Origin of the sequence: Actinacidiphila sp. DG2A-62 (assembly GCF_035825295.1) — a bacterium.
Lineage (GTDB): Bacteria > Actinomycetota > Actinomycetes > Streptomycetales > Streptomycetaceae > Actinacidiphila.
The window spans coordinates 1,838,990-1,855,070 of the sequence record NZ_JAYMGI010000002.1 but is presented as its reverse complement, the minus strand read 5'-3'; the positions used below and the strand labels follow the sequence as shown (position 1 = coordinate 1,855,070).

At 73.2% G+C, this 16,081-nt stretch carries 13 protein-coding genes and 1 pseudogene; 12 read left to right on the top strand and 2 right to left on the bottom strand.

Annotated elements, in window-relative coordinates:
* The first annotated feature begins 84 nt into the window (after nucleotides 1-84).
* The 10 genes and pseudogenes from murD to VSR01_RS08175 all read left to right on the top strand — a co-directional run bounded on the left by murD (nucleotide 85) and on the right by VSR01_RS08175 (nucleotide 10,311).
* A complete protein-coding gene (gene murD, locus VSR01_RS08220; protein ID WP_326453555.1) occupies nucleotides 85-1,551 on the top strand; it encodes a UDP-N-acetylmuramoyl-L-alanine--D-glutamate ligase in 1,467 nt (488 codons plus the stop codon).
* Nucleotides 1,552-1,597: 46 nt separating this feature from the next.
* Nucleotides 1,598-2,893 carry a putative lipid II flippase FtsW gene (gene ftsW, locus VSR01_RS08215; protein ID WP_326448597.1) on the top strand — a complete coding sequence of 432 codons (1,296 nt, stop codon included), beginning with the start codon at nucleotides 1,598-1,600 and terminating at the stop codon, nucleotides 2,891-2,893.
* 6 nt (nucleotides 2,894-2,899) lie between these two features.
* The gene (murG, locus tag VSR01_RS08210; RefSeq protein WP_326448596.1) at nucleotides 2,900-3,991 is read left to right on the top strand and encodes an undecaprenyldiphospho-muramoylpentapeptide beta-N-acetylglucosaminyltransferase; all 1,092 of its coding nucleotides are present in this window, start codon (nucleotides 2,900-2,902) and stop codon (nucleotides 3,989-3,991) included.
* Between the two features lie 185 nt (nucleotides 3,992-4,176).
* Nucleotides 4,177-4,998, top strand: a complete 822-nt coding sequence (locus VSR01_RS08205; protein ID WP_326448595.1) for a cell division protein FtsQ/DivIB — start codon at nucleotides 4,177-4,179, stop codon at nucleotides 4,996-4,998.
* 271 nt (nucleotides 4,999-5,269) lie between these two features.
* On the top strand, nucleotides 5,270-6,499 hold the full coding sequence (ftsZ, locus tag VSR01_RS08200; protein WP_326448594.1) for a cell division protein FtsZ: 1,230 nt from the start codon (nucleotides 5,270-5,272) through the stop codon (nucleotides 6,497-6,499).
* Between the two features lie 10 nt (nucleotides 6,500-6,509).
* A complete protein-coding gene (pgeF, locus tag VSR01_RS08195; RefSeq protein WP_326448593.1) occupies nucleotides 6,510-7,247 on the top strand; it encodes a peptidoglycan editing factor PgeF in 738 nt (245 codons plus the stop codon).
* On the top strand, nucleotides 7,244-8,038 hold the full coding sequence (locus tag VSR01_RS08190; protein WP_326448592.1) for a YggS family pyridoxal phosphate-dependent enzyme: 795 nt from the start codon (nucleotides 7,244-7,246) through the stop codon (nucleotides 8,036-8,038). Before pgeF ends, VSR01_RS08190 begins: the two co-directional genes overlap by 4 nt.
* Nucleotides 8,039-8,131: 93 nt before the next feature.
* A pseudogene (locus tag VSR01_RS08185) lies at nucleotides 8,132-8,748 on the top strand (cell division protein SepF).
* A gap of 59 nt (nucleotides 8,749-8,807) precedes the next feature.
* Nucleotides 8,808-9,095: a YggT family protein gene (locus tag VSR01_RS08180; RefSeq protein WP_326448591.1), complete on the top strand. Its 288-nt coding sequence runs from the start codon at nucleotides 8,808-8,810 to the stop codon at nucleotides 9,093-9,095.
* 46 nt (nucleotides 9,096-9,141) lie between these two features.
* Nucleotides 9,142-10,311 carry a DivIVA domain-containing protein gene (locus VSR01_RS08175; protein ID WP_326448590.1) on the top strand — a complete coding sequence of 390 codons (1,170 nt, stop codon included), beginning with the start codon at nucleotides 9,142-9,144 and terminating at the stop codon, nucleotides 10,309-10,311.
* Between the two features lie 233 nt (nucleotides 10,312-10,544).
* On the opposite strand, the gene ileS is transcribed toward VSR01_RS08175, so the two are convergent.
* The gene (gene ileS, locus VSR01_RS08170; RefSeq protein ID WP_326448589.1) at nucleotides 10,545-13,691 is read right to left on the bottom strand and encodes an isoleucine--tRNA ligase; all 3,147 of its coding nucleotides are present in this window, start codon (nucleotides 13,689-13,691) and stop codon (nucleotides 10,545-10,547) included.
* A 610-nt stretch (nucleotides 13,692-14,301) separates the two neighbouring features.
* Nucleotides 14,302-14,757, bottom strand: coding sequence for a hypothetical protein (locus tag VSR01_RS08165; protein ID WP_326448588.1), 456 nt, complete (start codon nucleotides 14,755-14,757; stop codon nucleotides 14,302-14,304).
* Between the two features lie 16 nt (nucleotides 14,758-14,773).
* Here VSR01_RS08165 and VSR01_RS08160 point away from each other — a divergent pair, with 16 nt between their 5' ends.
* Both VSR01_RS08160 and lspA read left to right on the top strand, forming a co-directional pair.
* The gene (locus VSR01_RS08160) at nucleotides 14,774-15,466 is read left to right on the top strand and encodes a TraR/DksA family transcriptional regulator (RefSeq protein WP_326448587.1); all 693 of its coding nucleotides are present in this window, start codon (nucleotides 14,774-14,776) and stop codon (nucleotides 15,464-15,466) included.
* Nucleotides 15,463-16,056 (top strand): signal peptidase II, encoded by a 594-nt coding sequence (gene lspA, locus VSR01_RS08155; protein WP_326448586.1) that lies wholly within the window; start codon nucleotides 15,463-15,465, stop codon nucleotides 16,054-16,056. Before VSR01_RS08160 ends, lspA begins: the two co-directional genes overlap by 4 nt.
* The last annotated feature ends 25 nt before the right edge of the window (nucleotides 16,057-16,081 follow it).

The window sequence follows — 16,081 nt, the reverse complement described above, 5'->3', positions numbered from 1 at the left end:
CAGCGGCCCGCCGGCGCCCAGGAGACCGGCGCCCAGGAGACCGGCGCCGAGGCGACCGGGAGCGCCGAGGAGACCGCGGCCCGGCTGAAGGACGCCGCGGTCACCGTCGCCGGGCTCGGCGTCTCGGGCGTGCCCGCCGCCAAGGCGCTGCACGGCCTGGGCGCCCGCGTCACCGTCGTCAACGCCGGCGCGGGCGAACGCCAGCAGGCCGAGGCCGCGGAGCTGGAGGCGCTCGGCATCGCCGTGCGCCTCGGCGACGGCGACACGCTGCCGGACGGCACCGAGCTGGTCGTCACCACGCCCGGCTGGAAGCCCGCCAGCCCGCTGTTCGCGGCCGCCGCCGCGGCCGGCGTGCCGGTGTGGGGCGACGTCGAGCTGGCCTGGCGGCTGCGCGGCCCCGGCGCCGCGCCCTGGCTGGTGGTCACCGGCACCAACGGCAAGACCACCACCACCCGGATGCTCGCCGCCATCCTCAGCGCGGCCGGCCTGCGCACCGCCGCGGTCGGCAACATCGGCGTCTCGCTCTTCGACGTGGTCCTGCCCGGCCCCGGCCGGCCGGAGTACGACGTGCTCGCCGTGGAACTGTCCAGCTACCAGCTGCACTGGGCGCCCGGCATCCGCCCGCACTCGGCCGCCGTGCTCAACCTCGCGCCCGACCACCTGGACTGGCACGGGTCGATGGCCGCCTACGCCGCCGACAAGGGCCGCGCGTACCACGGCAACCAGGTCGCCTGCGTCTACAACGCCGCCGACCCCGAGACCGAACGGCTGGTCCGCGAGGCCGACGTCGAGGAGGGCTGCCGGGCGATCGGCTTCACCCTCGGCGCTCCCCGGATGTCCGAACTGGGCGTCGTGGACGGCCTGCTGGTCGACCGGGCGTTCGTCGCCGACCGGGCCGGCACCGCGCAGGAGCTGGCGGCCGTCGAGGACGTCCGCCCGCCGGCCCCGCACAACATCGCCAACGCGCTGGCCGCCGCCGCCCTCGCCCGCGCCTACGGCGTCGAGGCCGCCGCGGTCCGCGAGGGGCTGCGCGCCTTCCGACCCGACGCCCACCGCATCGCCGAGGTCGCCGTGGTCGACGGGGTGCGCTGGGTGGACGACTCCAAGGCCACCAACACCCACGCCGCGGCGGCCTCGCTGGCCGCCTACGAGCCGGTGGTGTGGCTGGCCGGCGGGCTCGCCAAGGGCGCCGAGTTCGACGAACTGGCCGCCGCGGCGGGCCCCCGGCTGCGCGCCGCGGTGCTCTTCGGCGCCGACCGGGCGCTGATCCGCGAAGCCCTGACGCGACACGCCCCGCAGGTCCCGGTGGTCGAGCTGGAACGGACCGACACTGGGGCGATGGCCGCGGCCGTCGAGGCGGCCCGCGGCCTCGCCCGGTCCGGCGACACCGTGCTGCTCGCCCCGGCGTGCGCGTCCATGGACATGTTCGCCAACTACAACGCGCGCGGCGACGCCTTCGCGGACGCCGTGCGCGCCCTGCCCGGCGGGCCGCACGGACCGGACGCGCGGGACGAACCGTCCGGTCCGGCCGGACCGGACGAGCGGCGGTAGCGCGCTCCCGCGCGGGCGCCGCGGCAGCGCACGAAGGAGGGGCCGGATGAGCCTGTACCCCGCACGCCCGCGCGGCGCCGCGCCCAGCGCGCTGCGCGGCGCCGCACGGCTGCCCGGCCGGGTCCGCGAGGCGTGGGACCGGCCGCTCACCGCGTACTACGTGATCGTCGGCGGCACCGCGCTGATCACCGTGCTCGGCCTGGTGATGGTGTACTCCGCCTCGCAGATCCAGGCGCTGCGCTACGGACTGGCCTCCACGTACTACTTCCGCAAGCAGTTGCTCGCGGTGGTGCTCGGCGGGCTGCTGCTGTGGTTCGCCGCCCGGGCGCCGGTCCGGCTGCACCGGGCACTGGCCTACCCGCTGCTGCTGGGCGCGGTGTTCCTGATGTGCCTGGTGCAGGTGCCGGGGATAGGGCAGACGGTCAACGGCAACACCAACTGGATCTCGGTCGGCGGCCCGTTCCAGCTGCAGCCCAGCGAGTTCGGCAAGCTCGCGCTGGTCATGTGGGGCGCCGACCTGCTGGCCCGCAAGAACGACAAGAACCTGCTGACCCAGTGGAAGCACCTGCTGGTGCCGCTGGTCCCGGTCGCGGTCATGCTGCTCGGGCTGATCATGCTCGGCGGCGACATGGGCACCACGGTGATCCTCACCGCGATCCTGTTCGGCATGCTGTGGCTGGCCGGCGCGCCCACCCGGCTGTTCGCCGGCGTGCTGACCGCGGCCGGCTCGCTGGCCGTGCTGTTCGTGGCCACCAGCCCCAACCGGATGGGCCGGCTGCACTGCATCGCCGCCACCTCGCCGGGCGCCGGCGACCAGTGCTGGCAGGCGGTGCACGGCATCTACGCCCTGGCCTCCGGCGGCTGGTTCGGCTCCGGCCTCGGCGCGAGCGTGGAGAAATGGGGTGAACTCCCCGAGCCGCACACCGACTTCATCTTCGCCGTGACCGGGGAGGAACTGGGCCTGGCGGGCACGCTGTCGGTGCTGGCCCTCTTCGCGGCACTAGGCTACGCGGGTATCCGCGTGGCCGGTCGTACGGAGGACCCCTTCGTCAGGTTCGCAGCGGGTGGCGTGACCACCTGGATCACGGTGCAGGCCGTGATCAACATCGGTGCGGTGCTCGGTCTGCTGCCGATCGCCGGCGTCCCGCTCCCGCTGTTCTCCTACGGGGGATCTGCCATCCTGCCGACCATGTTCGCGATCGGGCTGCTGATCTCCTTCGCCAGGAACGAGCCCGCGGCGCGAGCGGCACTGGCCGTGCGGGGCCGGAACAACTCCCTGACCGGGGCGATGAGAAGGATGATGCGACGGTCCGCCGGGCGGCGGCCGTCGGGAGAGCGGTGAATTTCGGTGCATGTCGTACTCGCCGGTGGGGGGACCGCCGGCCACATCGAGCCGGCGCTCGCGCTCGCCGATGCCCTGCGCAGGCAGGACCCGACCGTGGGAATCACCGCGCTCGGCACCGAGAAGGGCCTGGAGACCAGGCTGGTGCCCGAACGCGGCTACGAACTGGCCCTGATCCCGGCCGTTCCGCTGCCGCGCCGGCCCACCGCAGAACTGATCACCGTGCCCGGCCGGCTGCGCGGCACCATCAAGGCCGCCGAGCAGGTCATCGAGCGCACCAAGGCGGACTGCGTGGTCGGCTTCGGCGGCTACGTCGCCCTGCCCGGCTACCTCGCGGCCAAGCGCCTCGGGGTGCCGATCGTCATCCACGAGGCCAACGCGCGGCCGGGCCTGGCCAACAAGATCGGCTCCCGCTACGCCCACGCCGTCGCCGTCTCCACCCCCGACAGCAAGCTGCGCGACGCCCGCTACATCGGCATCCCGCTGCGCCGCACCATCGCCACCCTGGACCGCGCCGCGGCCCGGCCCGAGGCGCGGCACGCCTTCGGCCTGGACCAGAACCTGCCCACGCTGCTGGTCTCCGGCGGCTCCCAGGGCGCCCGCCGGCTCAACGAGGTGACCGCCGCGGTCGCGCCGCGCCTGCAGCAGTCCGGCGTCCAGATCCTGCACGCGGTCGGCCCCAAGAACGAACTGCCGCAGTCCGACAACATGCCCGGCATGCCGCCGTACCGGCCGGTGCCGTACATCGACCGGATGGACCTGGCCTACGCGGCCGCCGACATGATGCTGTGCCGGGCCGGCGCGATGACGGTCGCCGAGCTGTCCGCGGTGGGCCTGCCGGCCGCGTACGTGCCGCTGCCCATCGGCAACGGCGAACAGCGGCTCAACGCCCAGCCGGTGGTCAAGGCCGGCGGCGGACTCCTGGTCGACGACGCGGAGCTGACCGCGGACTGGCTGCTCGGCAACGTCCTGCCGGTGCTCACCGACCCGCACCGGCTCTACGACATGTCCCGCGCCGCCGCCGAGTTCGGCCGCCGCGACGCCGACGACCTCCTGGTCCGCATGGTCTACGAAGCCGTGTCCTCAGCCCGCCGCTGAGCCCGGCCCCCGGGAGGGCGCGCAGCGCCCTCTCCGGGGCGCGGGGTTCCCGGGCTCGGCCCGGGGAAACCGCGCCCCGGCCCGGCCGGCCACGGCGTCCGCGCATCCGGGGCGTGTCCCGCGGTGCCACGGCGCCGAGCTGGCACGATAGTGCGTGCAGACAACCGTCGACGTGGGAGGCCGAGGTGACCGGAACGGAAGCCGGAGCGCTCGGCACGGGCCGCCCGCCCACCCGGGAGGGTCAGGCGGCCAGCCTGCCGGCGGGAGGCGGCGGGCGTCGTCCCCGGCTCACCCTGCCGGGGCGGCGCACCGTCCTGATCGCTCTGATCGCCGTCACGCTGCTCGCGGCGGCGGGCACCTGGGCCCTCTACGGCTCCTCGTGGTTCCGCGCGACCCGCGTGACGGTCGCCGGCAGCGGTGAGTTGACGCCGCAGCAGCTCGAGCGGGCCGCCCGGGTACCGCTGGGCGGCCCGCTGGTCTCGGTCGACACCGGGGCCGTCCGCACCCGGCTGCTGGCCGCGCTGCCGCGGCTGCGCGAGGTCTCGGTGAGCCGCTCCTGGCCGCACACCGTGGTCGTGAAAGTCACCGAGCGGACCCCGTCCGCGGTGCTGCGCGACGGCTCCCGGTACACCGAAGTCGACCGCGAGGGCGTCCGGTTCGCCACCGTGGACCGCGCCCCGGCCGGCGTCCCGGTGGTGCAGCTCACCCCCGACCGCGCCCAAGCCGCCGCGAGCCTGCGGCAGTTCGGCGCCCAGCGGCTGCTCCAGGCGGCGATCACGGTGGCCGGCGACCTGCCGGACGTGCTGCGCGGGCACGCCACCGCGATCCGGGTGCGCTCCTACGACGGCATCACCGTCGAACTCTCCGGCCACCGCGAGGTGGTGTGGGGCAGTGACGAGGACGGCCCGCTGAAGTCGGGGGTGCTGGCCGCGCTGATGAAGGCCGAGCCGGACGCCAACCGTTACGACGTCAGCGCGCCCACCGCCCCTGCCGCGTCAGGTGGTTGACGCCCGGGGCGCCAGGCGCCGCACCGGTCCCGAGCGGTTTCGGCCCCGGCGGCGCATCGCCGGGCGTGATCACATAGGGTGAAAAGAAAAACGGGAGGTTCGGCGTGTTCGTTGAACCACCACGCCTTGTCGACTTAGTGTCTCGTCCCAGGGAAACACCTGGGACAGGCACACTGGTAACCCTAAACCTGAGGGTCAGGGTTCGGAACGGCAACGGCGAGCGTACCGACCGTCCCACACGATTCGTAACTCGAGGCGAGAGGCCTTCGACGTGGCAGCACCGCAGAACTACCTCGCAGTCATCAAGGTCGTCGGCATCGGCGGCGGTGGCGTCAACGCCATCAACCGGATGATCGAGGTCGGTCTCAAGGGCGTCGAGTTCATCGCGATCAACACCGATGCGCAGGCCCTGCTGATGAGCGACGCCGACGTCAAGCTCGACGTCGGCCGCGAGTTGACCCGAGGGCTCGGCGCGGGCGCGAACCCGGACGTCGGCCGCAAGGCCGCCGAGGACCACCGCGAGGAGATCGAAGAGGTCCTCAAGGGCGCCGACATGGTCTTCGTGACCGCGGGCGAGGGCGGCGGCACCGGCACCGGCGGCGCGCCCGTCGTGGCCAACATCGCCCGCTCGCTCGGCGCGCTCACCATCGGCGTGGTCACCCGTCCGTTCACCTTCGAGGGCCGCCGCCGGGCCAACCAGGCCGAGGACGGCATCGCCGGCCTGCGGGAGAACGTCGACACCCTGATCGTCATCCCCAACGACCGGCTGCTGTCCATCTCGGACCGCCAGGTGAGCGTGCTCGACGCGTTCCGCTCGGCGGACCAGGTGCTGCTGTCCGGCGTCCAGGGCATCACCGACCTGATCACCACCCCGGGTCTGATCAACCTGGACTTCGCCGATGTGAAGTCCGTGATGAGCGAGGCCGGTTCCGCCCTGATGGGCATCGGCTCGGCCCGCGGCGACGACCGCGCGGTGGCCGCCGCCGAGATGGCGATCTCCTCGCCGCTGCTGGAGGCGTCCATCGACGGCGCCCGCGGTGTGCTGCTGTCCATCTCCGGCGGCTCCGACCTCGGGCTGTTCGAGATCAACGAGGCCGCCCAGCTGGTCAGCGAGGCCGCTCACCCCGAGGCCAACATCATCTTCGGCGCGGTGATCGACGACGCGCTCGGCGACGAGGTGCGGGTCACCGTGATCGCGGCCGGCTTCGACGGCGGGCAGCCGCCCACCAAGGGCAGCCGCGACAAGGTGCTCGGCTCCTCCTACACCGCGCGCGAGGACACCGCCCCGGTCGCCCCGGCGCGCCCCGACACCCCGCGCCCGGCCCCGTCCTTCGGCGGCCTCGGCAGCATCCCGCCGGCCGCGCCGGCCGAGCGCGCCCCGGAGCCCGAGCCGGCCGCCGAGACCTCGGCGACCCCGGTGACGCCCCCGGTGGTGCCGCCGGCCCGGCCGTACCACCAGGAGTCCGCCGAGGAACTCGACGTCCCCGACTTCCTGAAGTGACCGCCCGGCAGTGATAGGGCAGCACACGACGACGGACGGCGCGCACTTCGCCTTCACCGACCGGTGGGGCGGGGTGAGCGCCGTTCCGTACGACAGCCTCAACCTCGGCGGCGCGGTCGGCGACGACCCGGCCGCGGTGGCCGCCAACCGGGAACGCGCCGCCGCGTCCCTGGGCCGCGACCCGGGCCGGGTGGTCTGGATGAACCAGGTGCACGGCCGCGACGTCGCCGTGGTCGACGCCCCCTGGGGCGACGGCCCGGTCCCCGCGGTGGACGCGCTCGTCACCAGCCGCGCCGACCTCACCCTCGCCGTGCTCACCGCGGACTGCGTGCCGCTGCTGCTGGCCGACCCGGTCGCGGGCGTGGCCGCCGCCGCACACGCCGGCCGGCCCGGACTCGTGGCCGGGGTGGCGCCCGCCGCGGTGGCGGCGATGGTCGCGCGGGGAGCGGACGCCGGTCGTATCACCGCGATCATCGGACCGTCGGTCTGCGGCCGCTGCTACGAGGTGCCGGCCGCGATGCGCGACGAGGTCGCCGCGATCGTGCCCGAGGCGTACGCCGAGACCAGCTGGGGCACGCCGGCGGTCGACGTGGCGGCCGGGGTGCGCGCGCAACTGGCGCGCGCCGGAGTGCGCGCCGCGGACGCGCCCGCGGTGTGCACCCTGGAGTCCGCCGACCACTTCTCCTACCGCCGCGACCGCACCACCGGGCGGCTGGCGGGCTACGTCTGGCTGGACGGAACGCCGTGAGCACCCCCGACGACACCCCCGCGAACGACCCTGCGAACGACCCTGCGAACGACCCCGGCCGATCCGCCGGTGCCGCCGCGAGATCCGCCGAACTCGCCGCCAACCTCGCCCGGGTGCACGCGCGCATCGACGCCGCCTGCGCCGCGGCCGGCCGGGCCCGCGAGGAGGTGACGCTCATCGTCGTCACCAAGACCCGCCCGGCCTCCGACGTGCGGCTGCTGGCCGGACTCGGCGTGCGCGAGGTGGCGGAGAACCGCGACCAGGAGGCGGCCGGGAAAGCCGCGGACTGCGCGGATCTGCCGCTGAGTTGGCACTTCGTCGGCCAGTTGCAGACCAACAAGGCGCGTTCGGTCGTCCGTTACGCTGATCACGTGCACTCCGTCGACCGGCCGCGGCTGGTCGACGCGCTGTCCCAGGCGGCCACCGCCGCCGGGCTGCGGATCGGCTGCCTGGTCCAGGTCGCGCTGGACGCCGAGTCGGGCACGCAGGGCGCCCGCGGCGGCGTCGCCCCCGACGCGGTCGGCGCGCTCGCCGACGCGGTGGCCGCCGCCGAAGGACTGCGCCTGGACGGCCTGATGACGGTCGCGCCGCTGGCCGGAGCGTACGCGGGTCAACCCCGTGCCGCCTTCGATCGGTTGATGGATATCTCATCCCGCCTGCGCGAGGACCATCCGGCTGCGAACATGGTCTCGGCAGGGATGAGCCAGGATCTCGACGAGGCGGTGGCGGCCGGAGCGACACATGTACGCGTCGGGACGGCGGTACTCGGAGTCCGTCCTGGGCTCGGGTAACGTCACCAACAAGTCGGACCACAGCATAAATATGGTGTGGCGGCCGTCCTACCGGCGGCCGAGGACCGCAACCCCGCTGAGAGGACGCAGAGCATGGCCGGCGCGATGCGCAAGATGGCGGTCTACCTCGGCCTCGTGGAGGACGACGGATACGACGGGCCTGGATTCGACCCCGACGACGAGTTCGAGCCGGAGATGGCCACGCCGCCCAGCGGCAGGCCCGCCCCGAGCCCGAGCGCGCGCCGCGGCGGCAGCACGTCCCGCCGCCGGTCCAGCACCAGCCGCCGCCGCAGGACGAGCCGCCCCGGCTCGTGCACGCCCCGGCGCCACGGGAACCGCGGATCGCCCCAGTGGCATCCATCACACCTGAACGCCACAGCCTGGAGAAGAACGCAGCGGTGATCATGCCCAAGGTCGTGTCAGAACGTGAGCCGTACCGGATCACGACACTCCACCCCCGGACCTACAACGAAGCCCGTACCATCGGGGAACACTTCCGCGAGGGCACTCCGGTGATCATGAACTTGACGGAGATGGACGACACGGACGCGAAGCGACTTGTCGACTTTGCCGCCGGCCTGGTCTTCGGTCTGCACGGGAGCATCGAGCGGGTGACGCAGAAGGTCTTTCTGCTCTCGCCTGCTAACGTCGATGTCACGGCGGAGGACAAGGCCCGGATCGCCGAGGGCGGGTTCTTCAACCAGAGCTGAACGAACCGCAGAGCAGACCCGGCCGTCAGGCCGACGACGAGTGGGGAGACGGAAGCGCGATGGACATCGCACTCCAGGTGCTGTGGATCGTGCTTGCGTGCTTCCTGGTCGTCCTTATTTTCCGATTGGTGATGGATTGGGTCTTCCAGTTCGCCCGTTCGTGGCATCCTGGGAAGGCCATGGTGGTGCTCCTGGAAGGCACCTACACTGTCACCGATCCGCCACTCAAGTTTCTGCGGCGGTTCATTCCGCCGCTGCGTCTCGGGGGCGTGGCGCTCGACCTGTCCTTCTTCGTACTGATGATCATCGTGTACATCCTGCTTACCGTCGTAGGGGGCTTGCGATGACCGGTGTGGGCTCCCGATATGTCGACGATCACGTTGAGGTGAAGAGATGCCGCTGACCCCCGAGGACGTTCGGAACAAGCAGTTCACGACCGTCCGCCTCCGAGAGGGCTATGACGAGGACGAGGTCGACGCCTTCCTCGACGAGGTGGAGGCGGAGCTGACCCGGCTGCTCCGCGAGAACGAGGATCTGCGCGCCAAACTGGCCGCGGCCACCCGTGCCGCCGCGCAGAACCAGCAGCAGGGCATGCGCAAGCCCGAGCAGCAGGACCGGCCGGTGCCCGCCGCCATATCCGGACCGCAGCCGGTGCCCCAGCAGATGCCGCAGCAGATGGGCCCGCCCCAGCTGCCCGGCGGAGCACCCCAGCTGCCCGCAGGTCCCAGCGCCCAGCAGCACGGTCAGCCGCACGGCCCGGGCCAGATGCAGCAGATGGGCCAGCACCCGATGCAGCAGGGTCACCCCATGCAGCAGCAGGGCGGCCCCGGCCCGATGGGTCAGATGGGCCAGCACCCGATGCAGCAGGGCGGTCCCGGACCGATGGGTCCGATGGGCGGTCACCCGATGCAGCAGCAGGGTCCCGGCGGTGACAGCGCCGCCCGCGTGCTCTCGCTCGCCCAGCAGACGGCCGACCAGGCCATCGCCGAGGCGCGTTCCGAGGCCAACAAGATCGTCGGCGAGGCCCGCAGCCGCGCCGAGGGCCTGGAGCGCGACGCCCGCGCCAAGGCCGACGCGCTGGAGCGGGACGCCCAGGAGAAGCACCGCGTCGCGATGGGCTCGCTGGAGTCCGCCCGCGCCACGCTGGAGCGCAAGGTCGAGGACCTGCGCGGTTTCGAGCGGGAGTACCGCACCCGGCTGAAGTCCTACCTGGAGTCGCAGCTGCGCCAGCTGGAGAACCAGGCGGACGACTCGCTGGCCCCGCCGCGCACCACCCCGTCCGCGCCGTCCCTCCCGTCCTCGTCCTCCATGGGCGGCGGTTCGATGGGCGGCATGGCTCCGGCCGGAGCGGGCGCGATGGGCCACAGCAACGGCGCCGGTCCGTCCTACGGCGGCGGCCAGGGCATGGGCGGTCACGGCCCCGGCCCGACGTACGGCGGCCAGCAGCAGATGTCGCCGGCGATGACGCAGCCGATGGCGCCGGTGCGCCCGCAGGGTCCGTCGCCGCTGCAGCAGGCGCCGACGCCGATGCGCGGGTTCCTGATCGACGAGGACGACAACTAGTCGCCTCCGGTGCGGTCGCGCTGACCGTGTGCGCTGCGCACGGTTGGCGCCGAGCGTGAGAGACGCGCCGCGCGCCGTCGGCGCCGGGCGTGATGTGAGGGCCGGGCACCCGGGGGAACCGTTTCCCCGAGCGGTGCCCGGCCCTCTGTGCGCGCCCGGTCGGCGCGGACGCCGAGATCGGGGGCGCGCCCATCCATGGGGTCCATGGGGACGCGCCCCCGCCACCCGACGTCCTACGCCTTGCGCAGGTGGAAGGTGAAGCCGAGCGCCGCGTCCTCGTAGGCGGGGCCGAAACCGGGCTCCGGCGGCGCCGGACGGAAGGTGTCCGCGAGGACCTCCTCCGCGACGAGGTCCGCGTGGGCCTCCAACGCCTCCGCCAACTCCGCGCCCGAGGCCGCGTAGTGCAGGTGGATGCGGTCCGCCACGTCGAACCCGGAGGTCTTGCGGGCCTCCTGGACCAGCCGGATCACATCACGCGCCAGCCCCGCGCGGCGCAGCTCCGGCGTGATCTCCAGGTCGAGCGCGACCGTCGCGCCCGCGTCGGAGGCCACCGACCAGCCCTCGCGCGGGGTCTCGGTGATGATCACCTCGTCGGGGGCCAGCGAGACGCTCTCGCCGTCCACCGGCACCGACGCCGAGCCCTTCGCCCGCAGGTCCGCGGAGAGCGCCGCCGCGTCCGCCGCCGCGACCGCCGCCGCCACCGCCTGGACGCCCTTGCCGAACCGCTTGCCCAGCGCCCGGAAGTTGGCCTTCGCGGTGGTGTCCACCAGCGAGCCGCCCACCTCGGACAGCGAGGCCAGCGAGGAGACGTTCAGCTCCTCGGCGATCTGCCCGCGCAGTTCCGCGTCCAGGTCCTCGAAGCCCGCCGCGGCGACCAGCGCGCGCGACAGCGGCTGCCGGGTCTTGACGCCGGACTCCGCACGGGTCGCGCGGCCCAGCTCCACCAGCCGGCGCACCAGCTGCATCCGCGCCGACAGCGCCGGGTCGATGCGCGCGGCGTCGGTCACCGGCCAGGTCGCCAGGTGCACCGAGTCCGGCGCGTCGGGGGTCACCGGCACCACCAGATCCTGCCAGACCCGTTCGGTGATGAACGGCACCAGCGGCGCCATCAGCCGGGTCACCGTCTCCACCACGTCGTGCAGGGTGCGCAGCGCCGCCGGGTCGCCCTGCCAGAAGCGCCGCCGCGACCGCCGCACATACCAGTTGGACAGGTCGTCCACGAACGCCGACAGCAGCTTGCCCGCGCGCTGGGTGTCGTAGAACTCCAGCGCGTCGGTGACGTCGCGCACCAGGACGTTCAGCTCGCCGACCAGCCAGCGGTCCAGCAGCGGCCGGTCGTCCACCGCGGGGTCGGCCGCGGACGGCGCCCAGCCGGAGGTGCGGGCGTACAGAGCCTGGAAGGCCACGGTGTTCCAGTAGGTCAGCAGCGTCTTGCGGACCACCTCCTGGATCGTGCCGTGGCCGACCCGGCGGGCCGCCCACGGGGATCCGCCGGCCGCCATGAACCAGCGCACCGCGTCGGCGCCGTGCTGGTCCATCAGCGGGATCGGCTCCAGGATGTTGCCCAGGTGCTTGGACATCTTGCGGCCGTCCTCGGCGAGGATGTGGCCCAGGCAGACCACGTTCTCGTACGCGGACCGGTCGAAGACCAGGGTGCCGACCGCCATCAGCGTGTAGAACCAGCCGCGGGTCTGGTCGATCGCCTCGGAGATGAACTGCGCCGGGTAGGTGCGCTCGAACACCTCCTTGTTGCGGTACGGGTAGCCCCACTGCGCGAACGGCATCGAACCCGAGTCGTACCAGGCGTCGATGACCTCGGGCACGCGGGTGGCGGTGCGCGCGCACTGCGGGCAGTCGAAGACCACCTCGTCGATGTACGGGCGGTGCGGGTCCAGGCCCGACTGGTCGGTCCCGGTCAGCTCGGTGAGCTGCGCCAGCGAACCGACGCAGGTCAGGTGGCCCTCCTCGCAGCGCCAGATGGGCAGCGGGGTGCCCCAGTAGCGGTTGCGGGACAGCGCCCAGTCGACGTTGTTGTCCAGCCAGTCGCCGTAGCGGCCGTGCTTGACGTTCTCCGGGTACCAGTTGGTGCGCTCGTTCTCGCGCAGCAGCGCGTCCTTGACCGCGGTGGTCCTGATGTACCAGGACGGCTGCGCGTAGTAGAGCAGGGCGGTGTGGCAGCGCCAGCAGTGCGGGTAGCTGTGCTCGTACGGCACGTGCTTGAACAGCCGCCCGGTCGCCTGGAGTTCGGCGACCAGCGCCTCGTCGGCCTTCTTGAAGAACACCCCGCCGACCAGCGGCACCTCCGGCTCGAAGGTGCCGTCCGGGCGCACCGGGTTGACCACCGGCAGGCCGTACGCGCGGCAGGTCAGCAGGTCGTCCTCGCCGAACGCGGGGGACTGGTGGACCAGACCGGTGCCGTCCTCGGTGGTGACGTACTCGGCGTTGAGGACGTAGTGGGCGTCCGGGATGTCCACGTAGGAGAACGGCCGCTGGTAGGTCCAGCGCTCCATCTCCCGGCCGGTGAAGCTCTGCCCGGTCGCGCTCCAGGCTTCACCCAGTGCCTTGCCCAGCAGCGGTTCGGCCACGACGAGCTTCTCCTGGCCGTCGGTGGCGACCACGTAGGTGACGTCCGGGTGCGCGGCGACCGCGGTGTTGGACACCAGCGTCCACGGCGTGGTCGTCCACACCAGCAGCGACGCCTCGCCGGCCAGCGGCCCGGAGGTCAGCGGGAAGCGGACGAAGACCGACGGGTCCACCACCGTCTCGTAGCCCTGCGCCAGCTCGTGGTCGGACAGTCCGGTCTGGTCGCGCGGGCACCAGGGCGCGACGCGGTAGTCCTGGACCAGCAGGCCCTTGTCGAAGATCTGCTGCAGCGACCACCAGACGGACTCCACGTACTCCGGGTCCATCGTGCGGTACGCGTCGTCCAGGTCGACCCAGTACCCCATGCGCGTGGTCAGCTCGGTGAAGGCGTCGGTGTGCCGGGTCACCGACGCGCGGCACCTGGCGTTGAACTCCGCGATGCCGTACGCCTCGATGTCCTGCTTGCCGGTGAAGCCCAGCTCCTTCTCCACCGCCAGCTCGACCGGCAGGCCGTGGCAGTCCCAGCCGGCCTTGCGGGTCACGTGGTGGCCCTGCATGGTCTTGAAGCGCGGGAAGACGTCCTTGAAGACGCGCGCCTCGATGTGGTGGGCGCCGGGCATGCCGTTGGCGGTCGGCGGGCCCTCGTAGAAGACCCACTCCGGGCGGCCCTCGGTCTGCTGCACGGAGCGCGCGAAGGTCTTGCGCTCGCTCCACAGCTCCAGCACCTCGTGTTCGAGGGCCGGCAGGTCGACCTGGGCGGGCACCTGGCGGTACCCCGGCTGGTGCGGCTGGCTCATCGGACTGCTTCCTCCGGCGGACGCTCGTCGCTTGTCGCGGACTTCCGTCGGAGGGACGAGAGCACTGCTGGGCGCTCCCGCGGTACCACCCTCCTTGGCGGCGCGCCGGCAGTCCGGTCCACCGCCCCCTCATTGGGGTTCGCGAAGCCGGTTCTACGGCCAGGGCCGCGGCCCGAGGCTTTCTTCCGGCGACTCCGGGGTGATCTTCACACCGCGCACGCCCCCGGGCTCCCACCGTCCCCGGATCGCTCTCGGCTGCGTGCGGCGCTACTCGTCCCATCCACGCCTTTCGCTGCGCCCAGTGTACGGGGCGCCGGGCGCCCGCACCGACCGGTTGTCCACAGGGCGGCGGGCGGGGCGCGCGGGGGAGCGCGCCGCGGGCGCCGGGGCGGCCGGGTGACCCGAATGGCGGCGCGCGGTACGGGCGAACCTCCCGGCCCGCCGGTGGCCGCGGCAGGACGCCCGCCCCGGCCGGAATACCTGGCCGTGAGCTGGGCACAACGCATGCAGGCCGCTCTCCCCGCGGGGAGTGCGGGCAGGCCGGGCAGCGCGCCCCGTTGCCGCGGATCGATGCCCGATTTACCGTTTCCGGCACGATTCGCGAACAAGATCACCCAGGTGAAGGGGACGCGGCCATGGTCGTGGAGAAGGCCGCCGCCAAGACGGCGGCCAGGGCGGCCGGGCAGGCCGCGAAGAAGAAGCCGGCCGCCAAGAAGACGGCCGGGAAGAAGACGGCGACCGCCGGGAGGAGCGAGGCTGGCAGGACGCCGGGGAAGGCGGCGAAGAAGGCCCCGGCGAAGAAGGCCGCGACCAAGAAGGCCGCGACGAGGACGGCCACGGCGAAGAAGGCGTCGGCGGGGAAGGCTCCGGCGACGAAGAGTGCGGTGAAGAAGGCCCCGGCGGGGAAGAAGGCCGTGGCGACGAAGGCGCCGCCTGCTCCGAAGAAGGCGGCGAAGACGGCGGCCGAGAAGACGACGGCGAGAACCGCGACGGCGACCGCGAAGAAGCAGACGGCGAAGAAGCAGACCGCGAAGAAGCAGACCGCGAAGAAGACCCCTCCGGCCAAGACAGGAGCCCGCAAGGTGGCAGCCAAGAAGACCGTGGCCCAGGTGGCCGCGACAACGGGGTCCCCGGTCCCCGCCGCCCGCCCCTCGGCCGAGCCGGGCGCGCTGGCCGTGCTCCCGGGCGAGGACCCGTGGACGGTCGAGGAGGTCGAGGAGGCGCGCGCGGAGCTGCTCGGCGAGATCGAGCGCCTGAAGACCGAGATCGCGTCCTCCGAGGCCGCCGTCGCGGGCCTGATGCGCGACTCCGGCGACGGCGCGGGCGACGAGGCCGACACCGGCAGCAAGAACATCACCCGCGAGTACGAGCTGGCGCTCGCCGCCAACACCCGCGAGACCCTCAGCCAGGCCGACCGCGCGCTGCGCCGGCTCGACGAGGGCACGTACGGCCTGTGCGAGGTGTGCGGCAACCCGATCGGCAAGGCCAGGATGCAGGCCTTCCCCGGGCCACCCTCTGCCTGGACGACAAGCAGAAGCAGGAGCGCCGCTGAGCCGGCCGCCGACCTGGGCACGGACCCCGCCCGCCGGCAGCCCCCCGCCCGCCGGCAGCCCCCGCCCGCCGGCAGCCCCCGACCCGGCCGCCGGTACCCCCGCCCGTCCTCGTCCCGAGGCGTCACGGCACACCCGCCCCGCGGCGGGTGTGCCGTACCCTCGTCTTCAGTCAGGAATTCGGCCTGGCGGGCACGGAGCACAAGGGCTGAGGGACTCACGTGACGGAAGCGGAGCGCACCATCACCACGCCGGACACCCCGGAGGACCCCGCGGCGCACTCCCCTGACGAGGGCGTCCCCGCGGCGGCCCCGGCCGACCCCGCCCGCCGGCGGCGCCGGATCGTGGTGCTGATAGGCGTGGCGGCGCTGGCGTACGCCCTCGACCTGCTGTCGAAGATCTGGGTCGTGCACAGCCTGGAGCATCACGACGCGGTCGACGTCTTCGGCCACTACCTCCGGCTGGACGCGATCAGGAACGCCGGCGCGGCCTTCGGCTTCGGGCAGGGCATGACGATCGTCTTCACGGTGATCGCGGTCGGCGTGATCGTGGTGATCGCCCGGCTGTCCCGGCGGCTGTACAGCGTGCCGTGGGCGATCGCGCTCGGCCTGCTGCTCGGCGGCGCCTTCGGCAACCTCACCGACCGGGTCTTCCGCGCGCCCGGCGGCTTCCAGGGCCGGGTGGTGGACTTCATCGCGCCCGAGCACTTCGCGGTCTTCAACCTGGCCGACTCCGCGATCTGCGTCGGCGGCGCCCTCATCGTGCTGCTGTCCTTCCGCGGTGTGGACCCCGACGGCACCCGCCACCAGGACTGACGCCCGCCGTCCACAGGGGCCGGGC